A 24,598-nucleotide genomic window follows, 5' to 3' on the forward strand; every position below is an offset into this window, starting at 1 on the left:
AAAATTTAAGGATAATTACTGAAAAATCAGACTTGTAGATTTAAATTTTAACTACCTGCAAACTAGAGAGTGCTTACAGGAGATATTTATTTAAATTAGTCCATATTTAAGTATCTAGAACCAGCCCTTTCAAGGGGAACATTTGTACTATGAAAAAATAATGTTTTTAACCCAATTTTGGTATTTTAACTCAGGCAATCGCTTAATTTACAATCCAAAAATTTGGAGTTTAATGCATAGATTCTTTGTTCCATCTCAGTAGATGTCTGAAATGTCGCAAAAACTTTGATAGTACATATGCTCATCTCGAAAGGGCTAGTCCTAGTATCAAACGATCAAATTCTCAAACTAGGAAGGTGTCACAGAACGATTACTCGTAGCTTTTTGAAATATTTCCAGAAAGAAATCGAAGTACGATACACTCAAGTATTCAATCTTATGACGAATGGTATGATGAACTTTCTCAAGATTATGTACCGCTACACTAGGATAGAGATGATGCTCAACATGATAGTTATTGCCGTTTGTAATGTAACTAATGATTGGATGAGTTTCAATTGAACGAGTATTTAAGAAAACATCTGTTGTCGTCTTCTTGCAATATATATGTTCCGGTAACTCTATAAGAAAATGGAAAAATTCGCCAAAAACTAACCACGGTACAAACCATATTTTGAGAGGTATTAAGGACACGTCAAACACGCTGATAGAAAAGACTGTTAGAAAAATTGTGACTAGCACAAGATATTCCATTAAAACATCCTTTTTCGCCTTGTCAGTAGAAAAAACTTCTGGGTATTTACCTTTCATTAAGTTAAATAATGTCGAGAAAAAAGTTGGTACTCTTGCAAAGTTCCAGGCTCTAACGAAGAGTTTATTGAAGCTTTCTAGTGAAGACTCATCATAGTCAAATATCTCAGCATTCTTTTCTGTGCCTAAATATTTATGATGGTGTAGATGCTGAACTCTGTAATGGGTGTATGAAACAAGCATTGGAACACCAAACAGAAAACCGAAAAAGCGGTTTAATATCTTTGAGTGGAAAAAATTGTGATGAAGACACTCATGTTGCAATTCTAAGCCATGAGCAAATGTAATTCCCAACAGTAATTGCAGTATAAGAATTAATTTCCAATCCTGAAGAAAAATAATTCCAACACTCAGAAAAACTACCAAAGCAAAATAAGTTAATAGCTTTGCAAAAGAGTGTACACGATCAACTTTAGATATGCTTTTTAAGTCAATACCAAAGTTTTCAGACTTCTGAGAAATTTCAGCAGTCCCGCTGATTTTTTCCATTACTAGCACCTATCTAAACTATTAAAACTTTTTCAACCCACTACCACTGGCTGAGAAACCGAGATTTCTCACTAGTAAGAAAATATTATACACAAATGGGAGCATCACAAAAAACTTAAGTTATAGCTCGGTAATCAACCTGGATATAACTGCTCTATTTATGTCCCTTATCTACTCATTTGGACTTTGGACAAAAAGGAATGGTCGCGTAATCTGTTCTGCTATCGATCGCAGGATAAGCTCATCTAATTTGGTATAATGTGAGCTTGACAAATCAAAGAAGATAGGCATAAAGAATAGTGTAAAAAACGTACTTGACAACTGAGGAAGACAAATGAGATGACTTCAATGCTGTTGTCAAAAAATCCTCAGGAGTCAGGTTGATGTCACAGGGCTTTGAAAATAAATCTGCTGATGCTCTTCAAAATTCTCGTAATCAGCGAAAGCCAGTAGAAGTGGCAGATATCGGTAGTATTCAACAGAGTTTAATGGAGCATTAATCAGGTAATTTTTTTAGGAATAATTACTTACAATCATAGAGTTTATAGTGACTCTTGATCATCAACAACTATCCTACGCTAGTTGACAAGCGTCATAAATGCTATTGATTGCTTTTTTTTAAGGTAAACGCAGGTGACGCAGAGTTTTTGTATTTAGTAAATCCAGAGATATTTTGATTCCAGAAGTCTTGTATAATACAGCATCATGTTAGTGATGCTCGGAAAGCTGATAAATTTTTCGCTGGGAGTGGAACTATCGACAATTGGAGAAGTTTCTCGCTGTTCTGAGTCTAGAAGCGTACATTCAGAGTTATTTTGCCATGCAAAGATAGGAAATATGTGTTTTCCTGCTTTACTTTCCCGCGAAATAGCGTAGCTTAATGCTTCATCTAAAGAAATGAAATGAACAATCTCACGCGCAGAAAAAGCTTTGATTTTTTCGGAAGATTTCTTGACAAATTCTTGTTCTTCTGCTGCTAAAAAACAACTGTAACCTCCGTTGTGCCATTGATAAAGTTCATACAGTTCCACAGATAGACGAAATGGCAAATCTTTAACTTTACTTTCAATTTCTTCGTGCGTTAAACCAGGGGCTAAAAGAGGAATTTTTTTACCATCTTTCTCTGGTTGATATTGTTGCACCCAAGTAGAAATGCGTTGTAAAATTTCTGTTAATTCTGACATAATTTATCATAAATATTATAACAGTGTAACCTATGCACCAGCATTGATAACTTGGTTAGCAGTCAGCTTCAACTCAGAAAATGTGGGAATTTGAATTACTTCTTCTCCTCTATAAACCGCTTCATCATAAAAGCCTTCAACCAAAGTTAGAACTGTTACCCGCTTATCTACTGCTTTGCCATTTTGGTCGAAGTCGAGAAAATCAACCAGCAGATAAACTGGGATACCAAGGATATTGTATTCCGCTCTTTTGGCGCGATGGTCACGACTTTCAGTTCCTGCACTCACAACTTCTACAACTAATAGCGGTGGTTCTTCATTAAGTTCAATTACAGCTTCTCTATTTCTCAAATTTTTCCACTGTGACAAAGGTAAAACTGTCACATCTGGAACTCTAGAAGTATCCCGTCTACCCACTTGAGGTACTCTAACACCGATCGCAGCTCGACACGCAACCCAATCTAACTTCAGTCGCTCGATTTCTGCTGTAAATGAGCGTTCCAAAAAGTGCATGATTTCACCATGTCCTCCACGGGGTTGAGACATTGGTATTAATTCTCCTCGCTCAAGTTCGTAGCGTGTATCAGTACCATCGTTATAAGTCAAATACTGCTCAAAGGTAACTATTTGTTTGGTTGTAGTCATGTTGCTACCTTCTTATCTACTAAATAAAGTTTAGTTTTTCAGTTATATAGATATAGCTTAATATCCCTCCTTCATTAATCCAAGTTTTGCAAACCCATCGCAATCTTACTATGCTTTTCAATCTGCCCCATCACTTGTTTTGCGCGTTGAATTACCACCGCAGGTAAACCCGCTAATCTTCCCGCTTCAATACCATAAGACTTATCAGCACCTCCTGGTTGAACTTGATGCAAAAAGATAATCTGGTCGGGTAACTCCTTCACCGTCACCTGATAATTAGCAACATTCGGTAACATTGCCGCCAACTCATTCAATTCGTGGTAATGTGTAGCAAAAATCGTTCGCGCTCGAATATCCACCGCCAAATATTCCGCCACAGCCCAAGCAATCGAAAGACCGTCAAAAGTTGCCGTACCGCGTCCAATTTCATCTAACAAGACAAGCGATCGCTCAGTCGCATGATTGAGAATATTCGCCGTTTCATTCATCTCTACCATAAAAGTAGATTGACCCGTCGCCAAATCATCCACCGCACCCACACGAGTAAAAATGCGATCGCATACCCCCAACCTCGCAGAAGAAGCCGGCACAAAACTACCAATTTGTGCCATAAGTTGTATTAAGCCCACCTGCCTCAAATAACAACTCTTACCACTCGCATTTGGACCCGTGAGAATGATTAAATCGGGATGGGGAGACGGGGAGAGAGGGGGAGTGGGAGAAGACAAGGCAGAAATTCCCCCTTGTCCCCCTTGTCCCCCTTGTCCCCTTGTCCCCTTGTCTTCCTCCTCTGCGTCCTCTGCGTCTCTGCGGTTCGTTCCTCCCAGCTGCGTAGAATTCGGCACAAAAAACCCGGCAGGCAAAGACTGTTCCACCACCGGATGACGCCCATCCACAACCAAAATCTCCCGTCCCGCAACCATCTCCGGACGGCAATAACCTTGATGTACCCCCAACTCAGCCAAACCGCACAACACATCAGCTGCCGCTACCGCACGCGAAAGAATGCGAATTTCCGAGCCATGTGTTCCCACCTCATCCCGCAACGCCGTAAAAATCTCATATTCCAACTGATTTAAATCATCCCGCGCCGAGAGAATTCTTGCTTCTCGTTCCTTCAACTCCGGCGTGATGTAACGTTCCTCATTCGTCAGCGTTTGCTTGCGGATGTAATTACTCGGAACAGAATCCGCTTTAGCGCGAGAAATACTGATATAATATCCAAAGGTCTTATTGTATCCTACCTTCAAAGTCGGAATTCCCGTCTTTGCTCTCTCGTCAACTTCCAAATTAGCAATCCATTGCTGGTCTGCTTCCACAGTTATTTTTCTCTCATCCAACAGAGAATTCACACCTTGGCGAATCAACCCACCTTCAGTTAAATGTATCGGCGGTGACTCCACCAAATTTGCGTGTAACTTTTCTGCCAACTCTTCTAATACAGGCGGCACTTTCTGCAAAGCTTTCAAAAAGGGAGAACGAGTATCAGCCACCAAGCTAGCTAATTCTGGTAAACGCGCCAAAGAATCAGCCAAAGCCACCAAATCTCGCGCATTTGCCGTACCAGAACCGGCGCGTCCAGTCAATCGTTCCAAGTCATAAATTTGACGTAACAATTGCCGCAAGTCTTGACGCAGAGGTGTATTTTCGATTAACTCTGCGATCGTATCTTGCCGCGCTCGAATGCCTTTAATATCGAGTAGCGGTTGCAACAACCATCTTCTCAAAGCACGTCCACCCATTGCCGTACTGGTTCTATCTAACGCCCAAAGCAAAGAACCGTGAAAAGTGCCATCGCGAACAGTTTGCGTAATTTCTAGGTTGCGGCGAGTTTGATTGTCAACAATTAAATAATCAGTAATTGTATATGTGCGTAAAGCTTGGAGAAAAACCGGATGGTCTTTTTGAGTATCTTCCAGGTATTCTAAAAGACCGCCAGCAGCGCGAACAGCGAGGGGAAGGCGATCGCAACCCAAACCTTCAAGCGATCGCACTTTGAATTTCTGCAATAATTTTGCTCTGGCTTCACCTTGAGAAAATGGAACTTGCGATCGCAAAGCATAACAAAACGATGCAGGCAAGCATTCCGGCAGATGTTCGGATTTTTCCCCAGGACGCAGCAAACTACCTAAATCTGGCGCATTCGTCGGAATTAGCACTTCCGAAGGTTGCAAGCGCATTAACTCTTGTGTCAGATGTTCTAAATTACTGGCTTGCGTCGTGAGAAATTCGCCTGTAGATATATCTGCGTAAGCCAAACCCCAATGTTCCCCAGCAATTACCACAGCCGCAAGGTAATTATTGCGACTTGCTTTTAGCATTCCATCTTCTAGCAAAGTACCGGGAGTGAGGATGCGGGTAATTTCGCGACGTACCAACCTCCCAGCAGCTTCCGCAGCATCTTCCACTTGGTCGCAAATTACCACAGCGTAGCCTTTTTCCACCAGCAGCGTAGCGTAGCGTTCCCAAGAGTGATGCGGTACACCAGACATTGCTACACGTCCTTGTTCTCCAGCTTGCTTGCTCGTCAGCACAAGTTCTAACTGCTGCGCTAGCGTCACCGCATCTTCAAAGTAACATTCAAAGAAATCTCCGACCCGATACAGCAACATCGCGTGAGGATACTTTTCCTTGGTTTCGATATAATGCTGGTACATTTGACTGAGCTTAGTGCGATCGACCGCTCGATGGTCAGAGATAAATGTACTGGCATCGGGTTTGGTGGATGGGGTTGCAGAGTGAGAAGCAGTCATAGATGCCTAGTTATACGCACGGAAATTCCACAGTATTTGATGATAACCTGTTGTTAGTTTAGAAAGTAGATTTCTCAAAGTTTATTCATCTTCTGCGATCGCTACGTCTTGTAGGTGTAACTGGCAAAGGTGGTTCCTGCGCCTTTAGACCTTCGTCAGCAGTTAAAAACTCGACATGGAAGCTTTTTTGCTGATAATGTTTACCCAAGTTTACAATACTGGCATCGCCCATAGAAGTCTTTTGTTTGGCATTTTCAGGGAATTCAGCCGCTAACTTTTTTAATTGTTCTCCTTCCCAAAGCACAATTTGTTCACCAAAAGCAGCCCAAGGAGTTGTTTCATCTGCGGCAAAAGTCATAATTTTGGCAAATTCTTGAGCCGTTTCATACTGTTTTGCTTTAGCTTGTGCAATATGATTACCAGTTTCCACAACCACGGCTAAGGGAAGCACCAAAATTGTAGATATAGCGATTTCTGCTTGTATTTTCTGATTGACACGCTGAAAATCCCACACATCATTGTCAGAACCGCAACTTTCCATTCCTGGAACTTTCAACCAAACGCAGAGAAGGCATGTGTCTATAATCAGAACCTTTCTCATGCTTCTAATTACTCGTTACGAGAAAGACTTCTTTCAATCGCGCCGGTTGTTGTCAGTTTACCCAAAGAAGCTGATGCAAACAGCTTGGGAAAATTCTCAATATCTTCTACTACCGTTAACTGACTTTCTCCAGTTTCCGTGCGATGTGCGACAACGACAAATGGTACTATCTCTGGTCCAAAAGCATCAAGCAAAGCTGGATTATGGGTGGTAAATAATATATCAATATTTCTTTTATTGGCAATCTCCCGCAGCATTCTTACCAGTAATTCTGCACGAGAGGGATGAAGACCATTGTCTATTTCTTCAATTATTAGTTGACTATTTTCTGGTCGAGTAAGTAGCGCTGTAAGAATTGCTAGAAATCTTAAAGTTCCATCCGACATACTTCTAGCATCAATTTCTGTGATGTGACCGGGTTTCCACAGTTCTTCACAGTAAAGCATAGCATCTGTACCAAATCTGCCTACCTTTTCTGCCCAAATTCTTTGAATATCTTTTTCAGGTAAATCTTTCACGTATGTAGATAGAGTTAATTCTACATTAGATTTTTCTGCATCCGGCAATCCTGCTAGTACACCAGCAATATTGGATGCATCACTTTCAATACTCTCAGAAAGTCGGGAATAATCCCGCATTTTAGAAGAAATTGGATTTAGAACAAAAATATTTTCGATAGACTGAATAACTGTATTGATTTCATTGCTTATGTGTTCGGAAAAATTAATGACTCTTAAATCATTTAAGATTGACCCTCGATGGTGAAAATTTTTTGTTAAAGGAATTTTGGTTTTTTCATTTGTAAAGATTGCGGAAATACTTGGTATTCCATTTGAGCCTAAAGCAAATCTAAGCAAGTAATTTTGATGATTTTTTTGCGGATTAGGAACAGTGTTTTTTTGGCGAGTAATATATTCATCCAAAACCTGAATAAATGGTTTTGTTTGTACTGTGATACTGTAGAGATAATCAGTTATATCATCTTTACCTTGAACTAGTGCCTTTAATGTAAATTGAGTTTTAGGTTGAAGGGCAGCCCACTCTACACCACCTCGAATAGATGGAAATGTTTTATCTCCTGCTAAAGCAGCCTCAATATCTTTACCTCTAACTATTCTTTGTAAAAATTCCAAAGCTTCAACTACATTAGATTTTCCACTGGCATTTGTACCAATAAGAACAGTTAATGGGTCAATTGGTAATTCTGCATAACGAAAACTTTTCCAATTTTCTAGGATGAGTTTTTTCAGCATGACTCACTCCAAAAACTATCAGATTTTACTTTTATTATTATCGCTCTACAACAACTACTTCAGAATTATCTTGTACAGCCCAGCGAAACAACCTTGGTAGCTGAGACACATCTAAGGCATAATTTACAGTCCAGACAATAATCTGTAAAATCAAAAAATAGCGTACCCACATCAATTGACTTTCAGAACCAAGAAATATTAAACCCTCATACAGTTGCCAAATGCGATAAGGCAAATATAAATAAGGAACCATTACCCAGACAACCGATTTATACTGTCGTAATGTCAGACTTTCAAAGAGAATTTGCAGCCCTAGCATGAGATAGTATGACACAAGCACAGTTAAAGTGCGATCGCGAAGTGTGCCGTAGGTATCGCTTCCCCACACTACACCCCATAAAAGCATAACCACCAGCGGTAACAGCGCTCCCAACACCTGCACTGTACGAAACCAGATTTTAAACCATCCTGGAAGCGGTTCCGGAAGACTCATCGGTTTTAAGTGTCTCCACGTCCAACCCACAAACACAAAAAAACACGTCGAGAGTACCAGAAAAATAAAGTCTTCCAGAAAAATGTCAAATGAAGTCATCAGCGGTATAATTGCACTCTGGTTGTTCAGTTTCTCTCATCCGCAAAAACTTGCCAACTACCCCAGGTAAGAAAATCCCCCTTTCCTTCTTTGCGACGACTTTGCGGCTATCCTGCGGGAACGCCTAAAGGCGAATGCGTGAGAAAATCCTAATGTTTACTTCCTCTATTTTCTTGAATCAAATGAATAACCGACGGAATTAAAGAAACAATAATAATCAACCCAATAATCGGCAACAAATACTTATCCACCTGTTCGGCTGGCAATGATTTCCCTAAAAAATACCCTAACAAAGTAATACCGAATGTCCAAAAAAAACCACCAATTAAGTTATAAGACATAAATGTGCGGTAGTGCATCGCACCAATACCAGCAATAATCGGGGCAAAAGTCCGCACTATCGGCACAAACCGCGCTAAAACCAGCGTTTTCTTCCCGTGTTTTTCATAAAAAGATTGAGTTTTTTCCAAATGCTTTTTATGAAACAACCACGAATCCTCTTTTTGAAATAATCTGCGTCCAAATCTATGTCCAGTAGCATACCCGACATTATCACCAAACACTGCACAAACAAAAGCACCAAAAATCAAAACCCAGATATTTAGCAGTTCCGGTTTCGTGTATGCGACAAATCCAGCAGTAAATAGCAAACTATCTCCGGGTAGAAAAAATCCAATTAATAACCCAGATTCCGCAAAAACAATCGCCCATACTCCAAAATAACCAAGTGATTTAACTATCTGCGGTAAATCAAAATGCATAAAATCTCTAGTATTCAACAATAGGCATAGAATATCTTAACGTTCATAAATTCTTTCTTCATGAAAAATAATATTAAGTTTAAGTAAAGTTATTTTGTATCCTAAAAAATATATTCATATATTGCTGGGTATCTGAAAATGTCAAGATATTTGAAAGTACTAAGACTGTTTTGGAGTGCTGCCATAGCAGCGGAGATGGAGTATCGCATCAACTTTCTTCTCGCTACCCTCAGCAGCGTCGGGAATCTTGTAGGTAGTTTATTCGGACTATTCTTGTTTTACCGTACAGGCTACACCTTTGGCGGCTGGTCATGGGAAGCTGCTTTAATAGTTCTGGGAATTTTTACTTTACTGCAAGGTTTTTCCGCAACTTTTCTCGCCCCAAACCTAAATCGCATTGTCCGCCACGTGCAAGAAGGTACGCTAGACTTTGTACTATTAAAACCTATCCGCAGTCAGTTTTGGCTTTCTATCCATACCCTATCACCTTGGGGAATGCCGGATATAATTTTCGGTAGCCTGATAATTGGTTATGCAGGTTCAAAACTTAACTTGCGAATAAACGACTATTTACTTAGTATCATACCGCTGTTTTTCGGCTTAATAATTCTTTACAGCTTGTGGTTTATGCTGGGTGCGACTAGCATCTGGTTTGTGAAAATATACAACGTTACTGAAGTGCTGCGCGGTTTGTTGGAAGCTGGAAGATATCCGATGGTTGCATATCCGACTGCTTACCGTTTTTTCTTTACATTTGTAGTTCCAGTAGCTTTTTTAACTACGATTCCAGCAGAGGCAATGCTGCGTCGGGGTGAAATCAGTTGGGTACTAAGTGCGGCAGGATTGGCAGTGGGACTGTTTGCGTTTTCTACTTATTTTTGGCGATTTGCTTTGCGTTTTTATACTAGTGCTTCGAGTTAGGAAGAAATTACGAGATAATTTATTTTCTTTGAATAGAGTATAAAGTCTGTCGAAAATTTTCTAGTGGAAATGCGTATAATAATCATACATTGCATATAAAGTCGCCTAAAGCATCAGTATGATTGACGAATCTACAGTAAAACTGACTATTTTCCTGAAAGATCTAGATTTAGATGATGAGGAATTAGACAAACTAACCCGAAATCTGCGGCGAGAGATAGAAGAGTTTGGGGAAGAAGCTGATTTTGTACAAGCAGAACAAATGCCTGAAGGTGCAAAATCTTTTGGTGGCTTTCTGCTGGGGGTGTTGCGGACAGAGGTAAGTGTTGGCAACTTTAAGAAATTGCTCGGATTTTTGGGCGATCGCTTGGGTAACAAAACCATTGAATTGGAAGTTGAAGCTAACGGGAAAAAGTTGAAAGTTAAAGCTAGCAGCCAGCAAGAGTTAACCGCCGCCATTGAACAAGCTCAAAAGTTTATCGCAGGTAACTGAGAAATTCATCAGCAAGAAAGAATAGCAACATGGCGAAAGTAGCACTTCTAATTGCAGTCAGTGAGTATGAGCCTGGTCTTAACTCATTGCCAGGGACGACAAATGATGTTGAAGCAATGCGGCAAGTTTTGCATAACCCCGAAATTGGCGGTTTTGATGAGGTAAAAGTACTAGTAAATCCTCAACAACATGAAATGGCGGTAGCCATAGAAATTTTATTTGATGGTCGTCAAAAAGATGACCTCGTGCTGTTATTTTTCTCTGGTCATGGCATTAAAGATGAGGGCGGTAGGCTTTATTTTGCTGCTCGCAACACCCGCAAAAATTTACAGGGGAGACTTTTTGAGACAACCGCAGTAGCTGCTAGTTCTGTACATAGGTTCATGACCACTAGCCGCTCTAAGCACCAAGTAGTGATTCTTGATTGTTGCTTTAGTGGTGCGTTTGCTGAGGGTATGTTAGCCAGAGATGATGGTTTTGTAGATGTTAAAAACCAGTTGGGTGGCGAAGGGCGAGCTGTTCTCACATCTTCGACTTCCACCCAATTTTCATTTGAACAACAAGGGGCAGATACCTCAACTTACACCTATTATATAGTTGATGGACTAAAGACTGGTGCAGCAGATCGAGATGAAGATGGTTGGATTTCAGTTGATGAATTGCATGAATATGCCAAAAGCAGGGTTCAAGAAGTTGCTCCAGCAATGAAACCAGAAATATATGCAATTAGAGAAGGCTTTAAGATTCTGCTTGCTAAAGCACCCAGTGACAACCCACAGCTAATATATCGTCGAGAAGTTGAGTATTTGACAAGTGCAGGTGATGGTCGCATTTCTGATGCTGGGCGCGATGTGTTAGATGAGTTACGACATCACCTAGGACTAACATCTGAGGAAACTGCGGCAATCGAGGATAAGGTTTTAGAACCTTACCGAGAGTACCAGAGAAAATTGAAGCTATATGAACAAAGATTTATTAAAGAAATTAAGCGTGAGTATCCTATTAAAGAGAAAACTCGTGAACAATTGAAACGTTTTCAGAAAGTTTTAGGATTTACAGATGAAAATATAGCCCTAATTGAAGCTCCTATAATTGCAAACTTACAAACTACAAAAACAAAGGAAAAATTTAAAAAGATAACTGCTAAGGAAAAATTTATGCAATTTATAATTTTTTTTGTCGTGGCAGTAGTATGCTTTGGAACAGGCATAATGTTTAAAAGCTATTTCTCAAAAATAACAATCCCTCTAAGTACCTCTGAAGAGTGCCAAAATAATGTAAAAGTCCCGAATGTGAAAAATAACCAAAAAAATGAATTAGAGATTAGTTATGGTGAACAAATTTTAAAAACAGGAGATACCAACTCCTGTAAACAAGCTGGAACTCAGGCATTCGCATCCGGCAAACATGAGGATGCTTTTAATAATTTCAAATCATCTTTAAAAAAGAATCCTAATGATCCAGAAGCATTGATTTACTTGAACAATGCTAAAGCTCGTCAAGAAGGAAATTGGCTGAAAATTGCTGTGAGCGTACCTATTGATACCGACCCAGATTTAGCAGAAGAGATACTGCGCGGTGTAGCTCAAGCTCAAGATGAAGTAAACAGCAATAACGGCATTAATGGCAAGCTATTGCAAGTAGCGATCGCCAATGATGATGAGAAACCAGGCACTCCTACAAAAATTGCGAAAGCCTTAGTCGGAGATCCGCAAGTCTTAGGTGTAGTAGGTTCTGCTTCTAGCAATGCTACTCTAGAAGCAGGGACCGTCTATAACGGTGAAGAACTTGTAGCTATTTCTCCTACTAGCACTTCTGTTAGAATTTCTAAGTTTAGCTCCTATGTTTTTCGCACAGTTCCTAGTGATGAACAAGCAGCGGAAAAATTAGCTAATTACATGGTGAGAAATTTGCATAAAAAAAAACCAGCGGTTTTCTTTGTTTTTGGCAGTGATTATAGCAAATCGCTAAAGGATGAATTTGTTAAGGCTGTTAAAAAACAGAGTAACGTATTAAACATATTGGAATTTGACTTATCTAAGAGCAATTTTAATGAAAAGACTGCTGTAAATGAGGCGATTAAAGGTGCAGAAGTGTTGATGTTAGCCCCGAATTCAGAAACACTAGAGAAAGCTTACGAAGTAATTAAGGCGAATGATCGCAGGTTAGGTATACTGGGAGGAGATAATATTTTCGGACAAAAGACTTTAGACTCTTTGGGAAAGCAAGCTGAGGGGATGGTAGTAGCAATTCCCTGGCATATTGGTAATGCTTCCAACTCAAAGTTTGTCAATAATTCTGAAAAATTATGGAAAGCTAGGGTGAACTGGCGAACAGCGACATCTTATGATGCAACCAAGGCAATCATTGCAGGTTTGCAAAAAAGCAACACCCGTAAAGAACTACAAAAGACGCTGCACAGTGCCGATTTTTCAGTTGATGGTGCTACAGGAAAGATTCAGTTTTTACCATCAGGCGATCGCACAAATAATTCCATCTTCTTAGTTCAAGTTCAACAAAAACCTGGTACTGACAAATATGAATTTGTGCCGCTTCAACGTTAGTTTTGAAGATGTTTAAGAGCGATCGCACTGAATATCCTTCTACTCTACGAGAAGGGTTATGCCCAACGGCGATCGCACTCTTCGACAAATATGAGTTTGTGCCGCTTCCACCTTAAGGTACAACGCAAAACTGTAGCAAAAATCCCTCAGAACACATCTGGATTTTCCCCCAACTCTCTTAATTTAGCTGCTAAACGTTCGGCTCGTGCAATTGCTTCCTCCTCTCGTGCAATTGCTTCCTCCTCTCGTGCAATTGCTGCATCCGCTTGTGCAATTGCTTCCTCCTCTCGTGCAACTGCTGCATCCGCTTGTGCAATTGCAGCCTCCTCTGGTAACAAAACCAGATTGCCAGCCACATCGTAAAACCGCAACCATACCGCTGTTTCTCTATCTATTGTTCCTTCCCAAGTCCCCAACCATAAACCTAAACGTCTACACCATAGCCTACTGCGCTCATTCGGGGTCAAAGACTGGTATTGTTGATTATCATCTAAATGCCATCCTTGCAAAGAATTAGGGTCAAAGGGGTCGTAGACAAAATAATCTGAGGTATGAAAAGTTTGTTCGTAAAGGTTTTTCTTAATACCCTTGTCTATTGCTGCGGTAGATGGTGACATTAATTCCACAATTACATCCGGATAACGACCATTTTCTTCCCACACTACCCAGCCTTGTCTTGAGTTATTGCCGTCAACATTGAGGACAGCAAAAAAATCTGGACCCCGGAAATCACGGTTACGAACCTGGGTGCTGCTGTAGTAAATAAACATATTGCCCCCGGTAAAATAATCATTGCGGTCAGCCCAAGCTTGCTGCAATGACCGAATCAGGATATTCATCGCAATACGGTGTCTATTTGATTCCAAGGGTTCACCATCATCAAAAATTAAATCTGTAGGTGGCTTATGGGATTCCCAGTCCACAACGGCTAGATTGTTTTCGGTAGTCATGAGGGATTATCGCCTTTCCTATCAAGCCTGAAATTTCTATCATAATCTGCCTAGGCTTGCTGAAAGTATTTTACCTGGTTACTTAGTGCGGTAGCTTTGCCTGTGGTGCTGTATTGCGTTTTATACTTTTTTTGGCGTTGCTGAATCATAAGATAATTTAGCCCTTTTTTGAACGAACTATTAATAGTTTCAGCCGCTAATTCATCCCGCATTTATGCAACGCCCTTTTTTTTAAGGTTTGGTTTGCGTTTTTATACTAATGCTTCGAGTTAGAGATAAAAGTCAAATGCATATTTGGAGAGGTTCAAAGACTATTTATAGTTAGTGGATGATTAAAGCACAGATTTTACGGAAATCAAAAATGAATAGCAACACTCCGGCGAAGAAAATCTTAATTTTAGCTGCGAACCCGAAACAGACATCACGTTTGCGTTTGGATGAGGAAGTGCGCGACATTAAAGAAGGTTTGCGGCTTTCGCAACAACGTGATAAATTTATTTTGCAACAAGAATGGGCAGTACGTCCGCGAGATGTGCGCCGTGCGGTGTTAGATTTTCGCCCAAATATTATCCATTTTTCCGGACATGGTGCGGGAACTACAGGATTATCATTTGAAGATGAAACCGGCAAAGAAAAGTTAGTCACTTCAGTTGCACTTGCCGGACTTTTCGGACAGTTCGCCAAGCAAGTAGAGTGTGTGGTGTTGAATGCTTGCTATAGTGAAGAACAAGCTTTGGCGATCGCTCAACATATTGATTATGTCATTGGCATGAATGCTGCGATCGGTGATAAAGCCGCGCTCGAATTTGCCGTTGGCTTTTACGACGCTTTAGTAGCTTACGATCCGCGATATGATACTTACTCGCGCATAGAGTTTGCTTTTAACATTGCTTGCAATGCGATTCAGTTTGCTGGGATTTCGGGTGACTCTATCCCAATTATGAAAAAGAAGCCGCATTTGGGTAAAGTTGAGGAACAACCCGCAAACCCACAAGAGGAATCGCAGTTATCTAATGGCACTGTGTCAGCGAACCAAAATCAGGCATCACGAATTACACAACAGCAAAACACAAACCTCATAGATGAAGATTTAGCAGCAATTGAGGCAAGAATTCCTCAAAAAGAATTTACTCTTAACAATCAAGAACCACCGCAGCTTACGTCGATTCACGCTGAACCCAACAACGCTCAACCATCTACATCAAATTTTCGATCGCTGTTTGCAAAGATTGCCCAAGCTAAAAATAAGTTGCTTGCAGGTAGCGCAATTTTTCTAATTGGGTTGGCAGGGTTTCAAATTTACGAGCAGAAATTTTCTAACCCGCGCTATACTCAGCTTGAATCTCTCTTATCACAACAGAGATGGCAAGACGCTGACGTTGAAACTGCTCAGAGAATGTGGGAAGTGGCAGGTAAATGGAACGAACGCAGCCTTAAAGCAGAAGACTATCAAAAGTTCCCTTGTGAAGACTTACGTACCATAGATAGTCTTTGGACAAAATATAGCAACCACCACTTCGGCTTTAGTGTTCAGAGAAGTATCTGGGAGTCAAGCGAGGTGAACGGTCGTCTTGGTAAGTTTATGATCCGTGTTGGGTGGGGAGAGGAGAAAGAAAATGGGAAAAATGGGAGAGTTCCTGTTTTTGTTTTTGTTACCAACTTTTCTCTTAGCGCTCCTAAAGGACAACTTCCTTGGGTTGTCAATTGGCAGGGAAGCGGCGATCGCGAAGCATACATGTCTAGAATTATAAGCTGTGGTCTATAAGATTATTACAGCCGAGCAATTATTAACGTTAATCTTGGCTATTGGGAAAGGCGATCGCTCCCTCACTTCCCTCATAACCAGTATTTCCGGTAAAATCAAGTTCTGGGAACTGTGCAAACGGGAGAAACTAAGGTTGCCTAAACTCGATATCAACATTAACCACATCGCTACCATCCGACAAGCGCGGCGAAAGTTCCGAATCTTCTACCAATTTTTCTTAACCGCTGTCATCATAATTTTTCTGAATAGCTGTAATTCTCAAATTTCACCTAATCAAACTGCTGATTCTCAAACACCAATTCAAACTATTACCCAATCGTCAAAATGTGGTAGTCGTAGCAATGCACCTCAAGACAATCCCATTGTTGCAAAATATAAAGATAACGCTTTTTATTGGACTAAAAATATTAAATGGAATTGCATTTACAACATCAAAGAATTTTCCGCTTCTACCATAGATGCTAGCTTTAATGCTGCACGCGATGCTGCATCTAGTAATGGTGGAGGTGTAGTCTATTTACCGGCTGGAACTTACAATTTTGCAGATAACATTTACTTAAAGGATGGTGTAGTTATCCGTGGAGACACACCTACAGTTAATGATGCTAAATCTAGTTCATACAATCCAGCCACAAAGTTAGTTTTTCCTCAATATAAACCGAGTTTTTCTGGTGGCGGTACACCCAATAATACAGCTTTTAAAAAAATCCTCACAACCAACTTAAATAAAGATAGCAATATCGGTGTAGTGAATGTAGATATTAATCGTGCGGCAATTGATTTTTCATCACCAGAATATTCTGAGAGAAATACTAACCAAAATATTATTATATTTGGAGTTAGAAGTAATAACGTAGCTATTCCAGAACCTCGCGTACCCGAATCATTTCAGAATCCTTGGCAGCGATTTTCTCACAGGTTTGCAGCTAATATACAAATTCAAGCTTTTGCTAACGTTTTAATTAGTAACAATCGCCTCAATGATGCTGTCACCGATAATTTTAACCAACCAAATTATATAGTAAAACAACTTCGGGGAAATTCAACAGTTACGTATCCCGAAGGTGAAAAAGCTAAGTTTAACTATACAGACCACTACGGCATTTCCCTAAATCGCTTCAGTTCACCTAAAGAATTACCTAATGACCCAAATCGCTTTCCTAACTTCTTTCGCAAAGGTTTGGTAATTCAGGACAATTGGGTTTATCACACTATGCGAGTTGCTATTCACGCAACTGGAGATAATTTAATTATTAGAAACAATCAAATCAAAGATGAAAAAAATAAGCAAGCTTGGATAGATCCCACTGGCACAAAACAACCTCAAAACGCTGCCACTTTTGAAAATCGCGCGATTGATTGGTCTGGCTGGAATGTCACCATTGACGGTAATGATTATGAAGTTTACCGTCATAAAATTGCGGGAGGTGATTACGAAAGCATTGATGGAGAAGGTATTCTGATTCAAGAATGTTGTGGAGGAACTAGCGTTAATGGCGTGAAAATTAGCAATAATACGGGTAATTCTTATATCGGTATTTACAAAGTACCTCAAGTAAAGAATGTGTTGATTACAGGGAACAAAATATTAACTAATATTACCAATACTCCAGCAATTTATGTTAATGCTGATACGAATGGAAGCAGAAATAGAATGGATAATGTCAAGATAGAGAATAACACGTTAAGTAATGGAATTTTAGCTAGAGCTAGTAATGGTGGTATCGATAATTTTATTGAAAGAAATCGCGGTAATAATGGCGGAGATATATCTTATTCTTGTGGAATTAAGGTAGAAAATAATATTGGCTTTGCAATCAAGCAATGTGGAACATAAGTAGTTTTGATTTCAGATACCTGACTTCTTTAAGAAGTCGGGTATCTTCGCGCTCATGTTTATTGAATATACCTAAAATTATTTTTATAAATTATTAGCAATCCAAGTTCTCAAGTTACGAGTAGTTTGACTTCTCCCAAAAATTAAACACTGCTGAACATATTCATGAACTAATCCAATAATTGGGATATCCGGAAAGTTAGGACTCGATTCAGATTTTATATATTTTCCCTGTAGCAAGTAAATTTCTAAACCTTGTTGTGTATATCGCCAAAGTTCAGGAACTCCTAAAAGCTCATAATTATCAAAACGTGTGCGAGAGGTAATATCAATTTCGATTGCTAAATCGGGTGGTGGATCTATAGTTAAATCAAGGCGATTTTTTCCAATCACAGCAACTTGGTTTTGAATATAAAAACAGGTATCTGGTTCTACTGCTTGCCGCATTGATTCATTTTTTAAGGTTGTGGAACCAAAAGCTTCAAAATCAATTTGAAGTTTTTCTAATAAAAATTTGACCAAATCACCAATATTTTCTTTATCTTTTTCGTGTTCGGGTAGAGGAACCATAATTTCTAACCAGCCATGACTATAAGAAATACGTGCAGCACGCTTTTCTCCCATTTCTTCAAGAATATTTTCTAACTGCTGCCAACTAATGTCTTTGAGTAATGTTTGTTGACCAGGTTTGACGATAATTTGTTGCAGTTCTAAAAGCATATCGCCTCTGATGATAAGTTTACATATTATTATAAATTCGGAAAGTTAGTCAGGCGATCGCTCACTCCCCAACCTCGATTTGGGCTAAAATCAAAACCTGAGGATGCAAACGGGAGAAATTAGGGTGGCTACACTCGGCGTAAATATTGACCACATCGCTACTATTCGTCAAGCGCGACAAACGGTGGAACCAGACCCTGTAGCAGCGGCAGTACTGGCAGAATTAGCAGGTGCTGATGGAATTACTGTACATTTGCGCGAAGATAGACGCCATATTCAAGATCGGGATGTGCGCTTGTTGCGGCAAACGGTACGATCGCATCTTAATCTAGAAATGGCAGCTACTGAAGAAATGTTAGCGATCGCTCTCGATATCAAACCCGATTATGTCACTTTAGTACCCGAAAAACGCCAAGAAGTCACTACCGAAGGCGGTCTCGATATCGTCGGTCAAATTGCTAGAATTGGTGAGATTGTTGATAAGTTGCAAAACGCTGCTATCCCAGTTAGTCTCTTTATTGATGCCGAGCCAGCACAAATTGAAGCTTCTGTCAAGGTACAAGCAAAATTTATTGAACTGCACACCGGGCAATATGCAGAAGCGAAAAATGAAACAACTCGTCAGCAAGAATTAGCTTTGTTAGCATCGGGGTGCGAACAAGCGATTAAATCCGGATTGCGAGTGAATGCCGGTCATGGACTGACTTACTGGAATGTTTATCCTGTGGCTTGTCTTCCAGGAATGGAAGAGCTGAATATTGGTCATACTATCATCAGTCGGGCAGCTTTAGTTGGTATAGAAAGAGCAGTCCGCGAGATGAAACAAGCTATGCGGGGGAATCTTTAGAAGCGAACATGTTTAGGGGATGTTGCTGCGACGACAAAATAGAAGTTCGATAGAAGACTTTGAAGCGATCGTTTACACTTTATTAAATTAATTGTTAAAAATATTCCTTTTGAGGGATGATCTAAAAGTAAAGCTTTTAGTCGTGGCGTGGTTATCAAGCGCTGCGGTCTTCTGACTAAATCGAACTAACGCAAAACTTGAGTCAAATCTTAAACCAAGACTTCTATGAGCGCAACACAATCTAACAGCCTTCCGCTTTGGGTGCAAGATAGAGATACAGTAATTGCACAAAGCACTGATGCAGAGTGGCGTTATCAAACGCCACCAGATTATTCGCGGTCAAAAGAAAATCTCGCTCAAGAAAGTATATGCAATCACCTTGAAGGTACACTAGAAGCGATCGTGCAAAACTTGGTCAGAACCTTCGAGATGGAAGCATCATTCAAAAGCGACCCGCAACAGTGGTTGTCGGTTGTGAGTGACAAGTTCCGCGTCACTACCAATGGTGGAGTAGAGTATACAGCCGCAGAATTAGGAGTTGCTGGTACTTACAATTTGTTCATGGCTGATTCACAACATTACAAAGCTTCTGAAGAAGACTTTGAATCATCCGGCAAAATTTTTCACACAACATTTCCGGAAGGATTTCCTTGGGAATTGCTAGAAGTCTTTTCAGGACCACCAAACGTCACATTTAAATGGCGGCATTGGGGACATTTTAACGGTTCATACAAAGACTTTGCAGGTACTGGAGAAATGGTGGAAGTTATCGGTATGAGTATTGCCCGCGTCACCGATGATTTGAAGATAGTTTCTTTGGAACACTACTTTGACAACACCTTGTTTTTAGACAAGCTGACAGCAGGTGGAAAAACAACTACATCAAAGCTGACAGCAAACGAAAAACAAGGAAACGGGCAAGAGAAACCAACATTTTTAGGTATAATCAAACGACTTTTGAACTGGGGAGAAAAACAAGTAATTAGCGAACCGCCAGCTAGTCGTTGTCCTTTTAGTGCTTTGCTCAGGTAAAATTTAAGTTTAAATGAGTCCCTGTCCTTAAGGACGGGGTCTAATTTATTAGTAGGGGCATGGTGGCTGACACTGTGCCCTTATCAATGAGTCCCCGTCCTTAAGGACGGGGTCTAATTTAGCAAGCAAGCAAAGAATGAATATGCAAACATACTATTACGTATTGGCAAGCGAACGCTTTCTCACACAAGAAGAACCAATCGCGGAAGTTCTCAAAGAACGCACTCGTCACTACCACGAACAAGAAAAGGAAATTGATTTTTGGTTAGTTAAGCAACCAGCTTTTCTAGAATCTAAGGAAATGGCACAAATCAAACAGAAGTGTCCCCAACCAGCCGCAGCAATTATTTCGACAAATTCCCAATTTATTACCTGGTTAAAACTGCGATTGGAGTATGTGATTACAGGGGAGTTTCAGTCACCTTCTCTTACGATTCCTGAAGCTTTAGCATCGATTGCCAACGTTTCTTGATATAATATAGCGCTCAGTTGTCTTGGAAAGCTTTGATCGGAGGAAACCTCCGCTCAAACTTTCCGCTGCGATCGCCTGCATAGGGGCAGGTCTGATACTTGCCCCAAAAAAGGAACAAAACATATTTTTAGGGAATCTTTGGAAAAAATTTAGAAAATTTAATTATGTATCAAATTGTGATGCGTATTACGACTTTATCAAGTGCTTTGGTGTTAGCGATCGCCAGTTTGATTGGTGGGAAAATCAGTTCTGTCACCGCTCAAAAAAACATTCCTGTTTGTCAACCACCAACTGCGGGTGAGTATCTTTTATTGGTAGTCAGCCCCACACAAGATAATCAAACTCAGTTGCGTCGCGCTTTGCCCACTGAACTAAAAACCACTACCTGTAGATATCTCAACGATACAGTAACTCGCATCGGCGGGTTTAACAAGATTGACGATGCCAATCGTTGGGCAAGGTATGTTAACAGTATTGTCGGCTTGTCTGCTATTATCACCACTCGACCGACGACGACAACGACAACAACAACAACAAACGTACAGCAGCCTCGTTCTCAAGCAGTAAGCTATAATCCGCAATCACTAGGAACAGGTTATGCCGTCTTGGTGGATTATTTCAACCGTCCAGAATTGGCGACTCAACTCCAACAAATCGTAGAAGGTGACGTAGGTTTTGTTTCTTATGGACAACGCCCTTACTTGCTAGCAGTTTACACCACTAACCAAAAGGAAGCATACAACACATTGCAAAAGCTGAACGATCGCGGTTTTTCCACCTATTTAGTAGACAGCCGAAAGGTGTTGCTACTGCGTTCAGTTGTGCGGTTATAGTAGTTATTTGTTGGTTGTTGGTTGTTAGTTGATAGTTGTTAGTTGTTAGTTGATAGTTGTTGGTTGTTGGTTGTTGGTTGTTAGTTGTAAAAAAGAACCACTAACCACTAACCACTAACCACTAACCACTATCCACTAACCACTCCCCAGTCCCCAGTCCCCAGTTTAATAAGCAGACCTAGCTAACCAAGAAATGGTTATGCCCAAAGCGGAACCGACTATCACCTGAACTGGTGTGTGTCCTAGTAATTCTTTGAGACGGTCTTCGTTAAATTCTGGATGTTCGCGAAACAATTCGTCAATCATTTGATTGAGAATACGAGCTTGCTTACCGGCAGCTTGGCGAACACCTGCTGCATCGTACATGACGATGATGGCAAAAACTACAGCGAGTGCAAACTCTGGAGATGCCCAACCCAAAGTTTGCCCCACACCGGCTGCTAAAGCTGTAACTAAAGTGGAATGAGCGCTGGGCATTCCTCCAGTGGTGACTAAAACACTAACATTAACTTTACGATGTTTGACTAGTTCAATTATGAGCTTTAATGTTTGGGCAATTAAACAAGCAATAAGGGCAACTAGCAGCACCCGGTTGTTTAAGATGTCGCCTATGTCCTGCATGGTATTTTGAGCTTTGTTAATAAATATTAGCAGGGGTTGTTATTTAGGGAAATATTTCGCTCAAGCCGAAAAGCGAATGCTGGCATCTGACAATATAATTGGATGCCATTCAAAGCAAGCTGCCCTGCGTCTACGATATAAGCCGCAGAGAATTCGTGCGATCGCCACTTTTTGAAAGAACAAAATCCAAAATATATTGTTTTTGCGCTTTAATTAAAAATTAAAAATTAAGTAATTTTAATTTTTAATTTTTAATTTGCTTTGGGGATAGAACTAGCGATCGCGATTGATGATATATTGAGCGATCGCAATTAGCGGTTTCGCTTTCTCACCAAATGAATCTAATTCCACACAAGCTGCTTCAATTAGCTCTTCAGCCTTACTACGCGATTCCTCCAACCCCCAAAGCTTGGGATAAGTCACTTTGTTGGCTTTTTGGTCTTTACCAGCGGTTTTGCCCAATTGTTCCTGCGTCGCCGTGATATCCAAAATATCATCGATAATCTGAAATGCCAGCCCAATATTTTGAGCATAACGAGACAGGCGTTGCAAATCTTCAGACGAAACCCCAGTCAAAACTCCGCCACAGGCGACGCAAGCTTCTAAAAGAGCGGCTGTTTTGTGATTGTGAATGAAATTCAGCGTTTCTAGTGAAATATCCGGCTTTCCTTCCGATTCTAAATCTACCACTTGACCGCCAACTAAGCCAGCTGCCCCCAGCGCACGCCCCAAACGGGCAATGACTTGCAATACTCGCTCTGGTGGCACATTCGGGGTGCTAGTGGCGACATGTTCAAAGGCAAAAGCCAACAAGCCATCTCCAGCCAAAATCGCAATATTTTCGCCATAGACTTTGTGATTTGTCAGCTTGCCGCGCCGATAATCATCATTATCCATCGCCGGCAGGTCGTCGTGAATCAACGACATGGTGTGCATCATCTCCAAAGCACAAGCCGTTGGCATTGCCATTTCGATTGTTCCACCAGTCATTTCACAGGTAGCAAGGCAAAGGATGGGACGCAGACGCTTACCTCCAGCTAACAGCGAGTAGCGCATTGATTCATAAATCTTGTCTGGATAACGCATGGGAATTGCGTTATCGAGAGCAGTTTCACAGAGCTTTTGTCGCTCTTTTAGATAAGCTAATAGGTCAAACTTAGCTGACTCAGGAGTTTTGTGAAGGTTATGCGCTGCTACCATCCTTAAATTCCTTACATTTTTTAATTTTTGTCATATAAGTCACAATTTTACGGGTCTTTGGAGCTAAAAGAGTTAGGAGTTAGAAGTTAAGAATTAAAAATTTATAACTCATAACTCCTGGTACAGACGTGGGAGTGTGGAACGTCTCTACAACTCATAACTCATAGTACAGACGTGACAATGGAACGTCTCTACCGCCGATGCACAGAATAGCTAGAAACTGTATTTTGCAACAACATAGCGACCGTCATCGGACCGACACCGCCAGGAACAGGAGTGATAAATCCTGCCACGCTTTTGGCTGAGTCAAAGTTGACATCGCCGACTAAGCGACTGTTACCACTAGAATCGGTGACACGATTTATTCCCACATCTATCACAACAGCGCCCGGTTTTATCAAAAGCGCGTCGATGAGATTGGGACGACCTACTGCTGTAATGAGGATATCAGCATTATTAGCGATCGCTTTCAAGTCATGCGATCGCGAATGAGCGATGGTAACTGTCGCATCAGCTTCTAAAAGCATCAACGCCATTGGTTTACCCACCAAAATACTGCGTCCCAGCACCACCGCTTGTTTTCCCTTCAAAGGAATTTCATATTCCTGCAACAGCCGCATAACTCCATATGGAGTGCAACTGCGTAAACCAGGTTCTCCCCGCACCAGTCGCCCCAAATTAACCGGGTGCAGTCCATCAACATCTTTGTCGGGATCAATTTGATGTAGTAAAGTCACAGCATCCAAATGATCTGGTAAAGGAAGTTGTACGAGAATGCCATCGACTCGTTCATCACAGTTGAGTGCAGCAATAACCGATTCTAGTTCGGCTTGGGTGGTTTCGGTGGGAAAATGCCTCCCAAAAGAGGCAATCCCCACATTGGCGCAAGCGCGTTCTTTGCCGCGTACATAAGCCGCAGAACCTGGGTTATCACCAACCATCAGCACTGCTAAACCTGGGGGGCGTCCAATTTGGGGTTGTAATTCTCTAATCACAGCAGAAAGTTCTGTCTGAATTTTTGCTGCTATTGCTTTACCATCAATAAGTTTGGCAGTTTTTGTTTCCATAACGCTTTGTGGAGTGGGGAATGGGGAGTGGGGAGTGGGGAGTGGGGAGTGGGGGAGTGGGGGAGTGGGGGACAAGGAGGACAAGGAGGACAAGGAGGACAAGGAGACAAGGAGACAAGGAGACAAGGAGACAAGGAGACAAGGAGAATTTTTGGATAATACTCCCCTTGTCCCCCTCTCCCCATCCC

General features: G+C 40.9%; 23 protein-coding genes. 9 read left to right on the forward strand and 14 right to left on the reverse strand.

What is annotated here, in order from left to right:
* Positions 1 to 348 precede the first annotated feature (348 nt).
* From AABK37_RS29720 to AABK37_RS29755, 8 genes are all read right to left on the reverse strand, one after another.
* A complete protein-coding gene (locus tag AABK37_RS29720) occupies positions 349 to 1,299 on the reverse strand; it encodes a fatty acid desaturase family protein (protein ID WP_432555090.1) in 951 nt (316 codons plus the stop codon).
* A 653-nt stretch (positions 1,300 to 1,952) separates the two neighbouring features.
* Entirely contained in the window at positions 1,953 to 2,483 is a 531-nt protein-coding gene (locus AABK37_RS29725) for a hypothetical protein (RefSeq protein ID WP_432555091.1), read from the reverse strand.
* Between the two features lie 30 nt (positions 2,484 to 2,513).
* On the reverse strand, positions 2,514 to 3,128 hold the full coding sequence (locus tag AABK37_RS29730) for a Uma2 family endonuclease (protein WP_432555092.1): 615 nt from the start codon (positions 3,126 to 3,128) through the stop codon (positions 2,514 to 2,516).
* Positions 3,129 to 3,202: 74 nt separating this feature from the next.
* A complete protein-coding gene (gene mutS / locus AABK37_RS29735) occupies positions 3,203 to 5,881 on the reverse strand; it encodes a DNA mismatch repair protein MutS (protein WP_432555093.1) in 2,679 nt (892 codons plus the stop codon).
* Between the two features lie 85 nt (positions 5,882 to 5,966).
* Positions 5,967 to 6,482 (reverse strand): hypothetical protein, encoded by a 516-nt coding sequence (locus tag AABK37_RS29740; RefSeq protein ID WP_432555094.1) that lies wholly within the window; start codon positions 6,480 to 6,482, stop codon positions 5,967 to 5,969.
* Positions 6,483 to 6,490: 8 nt separating this feature from the next.
* Positions 6,491 to 7,735 (reverse strand): AAA family ATPase, encoded by a 1,245-nt coding sequence (locus AABK37_RS29745; protein WP_432555095.1) that lies wholly within the window; start codon positions 7,733 to 7,735, stop codon positions 6,491 to 6,493.
* A gap of 37 nt (positions 7,736 to 7,772) precedes the next feature.
* Positions 7,773 to 8,327, reverse strand: a complete 555-nt coding sequence (locus tag AABK37_RS29750) for a hypothetical protein (RefSeq protein WP_432555096.1) — start codon at positions 8,325 to 8,327, stop codon at positions 7,773 to 7,775.
* Between the two features lie 149 nt (positions 8,328 to 8,476).
* The gene (locus AABK37_RS29755) at positions 8,477 to 9,088 is read right to left on the reverse strand and encodes a DedA family protein (RefSeq protein WP_432555097.1); all 612 of its coding nucleotides are present in this window, start codon (positions 9,086 to 9,088) and stop codon (positions 8,477 to 8,479) included.
* A 138-nt stretch (positions 9,089 to 9,226) separates the two neighbouring features.
* Between AABK37_RS29755 and AABK37_RS29760 the strand changes: the two genes are divergently transcribed.
* The 3 genes from AABK37_RS29760 to AABK37_RS29770 all read left to right on the forward strand — a co-directional run bounded on the left by AABK37_RS29760 (position 9,227) and on the right by AABK37_RS29770 (position 13,066).
* On the forward strand, positions 9,227 to 10,009 hold the full coding sequence (locus AABK37_RS29760) for an ABC transporter permease (RefSeq protein ID WP_432555098.1): 783 nt from the start codon (positions 9,227 to 9,229) through the stop codon (positions 10,007 to 10,009).
* Positions 10,010 to 10,127: 118 nt separating this feature from the next.
* Positions 10,128 to 10,502 carry a hypothetical protein gene (locus AABK37_RS29765; RefSeq protein ID WP_432555099.1) on the forward strand — a complete coding sequence of 125 codons (375 nt, stop codon included), beginning with the start codon at positions 10,128 to 10,130 and terminating at the stop codon, positions 10,500 to 10,502.
* A 29-nt stretch (positions 10,503 to 10,531) separates the two neighbouring features.
* A complete protein-coding gene (locus AABK37_RS29770; RefSeq protein ID WP_432555100.1) occupies positions 10,532 to 13,066 on the forward strand; it encodes a caspase, EACC1-associated type in 2,535 nt (844 codons plus the stop codon).
* 146 nt (positions 13,067 to 13,212) lie between these two features.
* On the opposite strand, the gene AABK37_RS29775 is transcribed toward AABK37_RS29770, so the two are convergent.
* Together AABK37_RS29775 and AABK37_RS29780 are read right to left on the reverse strand one after the other, a co-directional pair.
* Positions 13,213 to 14,016: a Uma2 family endonuclease gene (locus AABK37_RS29775; protein WP_432555101.1), complete on the reverse strand. Its 804-nt coding sequence runs from the start codon at positions 14,014 to 14,016 to the stop codon at positions 13,213 to 13,215.
* Positions 14,017 to 14,066: 50 nt separating this feature from the next.
* Entirely contained in the window at positions 14,067 to 14,228 is a 162-nt protein-coding gene (locus AABK37_RS29780) for a hypothetical protein (protein WP_432555102.1), read from the reverse strand.
* Positions 14,229 to 14,377: 149 nt separating this feature from the next.
* Between AABK37_RS29780 and AABK37_RS29785 the strand changes: the two genes are divergently transcribed.
* Positions 14,378 to 15,781 (forward strand): GUN4 domain-containing protein, encoded by a 1,404-nt coding sequence (locus AABK37_RS29785; protein ID WP_432555103.1) that lies wholly within the window; start codon positions 14,378 to 14,380, stop codon positions 15,779 to 15,781.
* Between the two features lie 34 nt (positions 15,782 to 15,815).
* Positions 15,816 to 17,618 (forward strand): glycosyl hydrolase family 28-related protein, encoded by a 1,803-nt coding sequence (locus AABK37_RS29790; protein WP_432555104.1) that lies wholly within the window; start codon positions 15,816 to 15,818, stop codon positions 17,616 to 17,618.
* Positions 17,619 to 17,702: 84 nt separating this feature from the next.
* Here the strand turns inward: AABK37_RS29790 and AABK37_RS29795 are convergent, their stop codons facing one another.
* Positions 17,703 to 18,338: a Uma2 family endonuclease gene (locus tag AABK37_RS29795; protein WP_432555105.1), complete on the reverse strand. Its 636-nt coding sequence runs from the start codon at positions 18,336 to 18,338 to the stop codon at positions 17,703 to 17,705.
* Positions 18,339 to 18,462: 124 nt separating this feature from the next.
* On the opposite strand from AABK37_RS29795, the gene AABK37_RS29800 reads away from it, so the two are divergent.
* The 4 genes from AABK37_RS29800 (at position 18,463) to AABK37_RS29815 (ending at position 21,522) form a co-directional block, all read left to right on the forward strand.
* Positions 18,463 to 19,185 carry a pyridoxine 5'-phosphate synthase gene (locus AABK37_RS29800; protein ID WP_432555106.1) on the forward strand — a complete coding sequence of 241 codons (723 nt, stop codon included), beginning with the start codon at positions 18,463 to 18,465 and terminating at the stop codon, positions 19,183 to 19,185.
* Between the two features lie 225 nt (positions 19,186 to 19,410).
* Positions 19,411 to 20,217: a SnoaL-like polyketide cyclase gene (locus tag AABK37_RS29805; protein ID WP_432555107.1), complete on the forward strand. Its 807-nt coding sequence runs from the start codon at positions 19,411 to 19,413 to the stop codon at positions 20,215 to 20,217.
* Between the two features lie 142 nt (positions 20,218 to 20,359).
* Complete coding sequence (locus AABK37_RS29810; protein ID WP_432555108.1) at positions 20,360 to 20,689, forward strand: MgPME-cyclase complex family protein; 330 nt, start codon at positions 20,360 to 20,362, stop codon at positions 20,687 to 20,689.
* A gap of 164 nt (positions 20,690 to 20,853) precedes the next feature.
* Positions 20,854 to 21,522: a hypothetical protein gene (locus AABK37_RS29815; protein WP_432555109.1), complete on the forward strand. Its 669-nt coding sequence runs from the start codon at positions 20,854 to 20,856 to the stop codon at positions 21,520 to 21,522.
* Positions 21,523 to 21,687: 165 nt separating this feature from the next.
* Here the strand turns inward: AABK37_RS29815 and AABK37_RS29820 are convergent, their stop codons facing one another.
* The 3 genes from AABK37_RS29820 to folD all read right to left on the reverse strand — a co-directional run bounded on the left by AABK37_RS29820 (position 21,688) and on the right by folD (position 24,410).
* Positions 21,688 to 22,143, reverse strand: a complete 456-nt coding sequence (locus AABK37_RS29820) for a divergent PAP2 family protein (RefSeq protein ID WP_432555110.1) — start codon at positions 22,141 to 22,143, stop codon at positions 21,688 to 21,690.
* 273 nt (positions 22,144 to 22,416) lie between these two features.
* On the reverse strand, positions 22,417 to 23,343 hold the full coding sequence (gene crtE / locus AABK37_RS29825) for a geranylgeranyl diphosphate synthase CrtE (RefSeq protein WP_432555111.1): 927 nt from the start codon (positions 23,341 to 23,343) through the stop codon (positions 22,417 to 22,419).
* 191 nt (positions 23,344 to 23,534) lie between these two features.
* Positions 23,535 to 24,410 carry a bifunctional methylenetetrahydrofolate dehydrogenase/methenyltetrahydrofolate cyclohydrolase FolD gene (folD, locus tag AABK37_RS29830; RefSeq protein ID WP_432555112.1) on the reverse strand — a complete coding sequence of 292 codons (876 nt, stop codon included), beginning with the start codon at positions 24,408 to 24,410 and terminating at the stop codon, positions 23,535 to 23,537.
* Positions 24,411 to 24,598 lie beyond the last annotated feature (188 nt).

It is taken from the genome of Tolypothrix sp. VBCCA 56010, assembly GCF_050875635.1.
Classification (GTDB): domain Bacteria; phylum Cyanobacteriota; class Cyanobacteriia; order Cyanobacteriales; family Nostocaceae; genus Hassallia.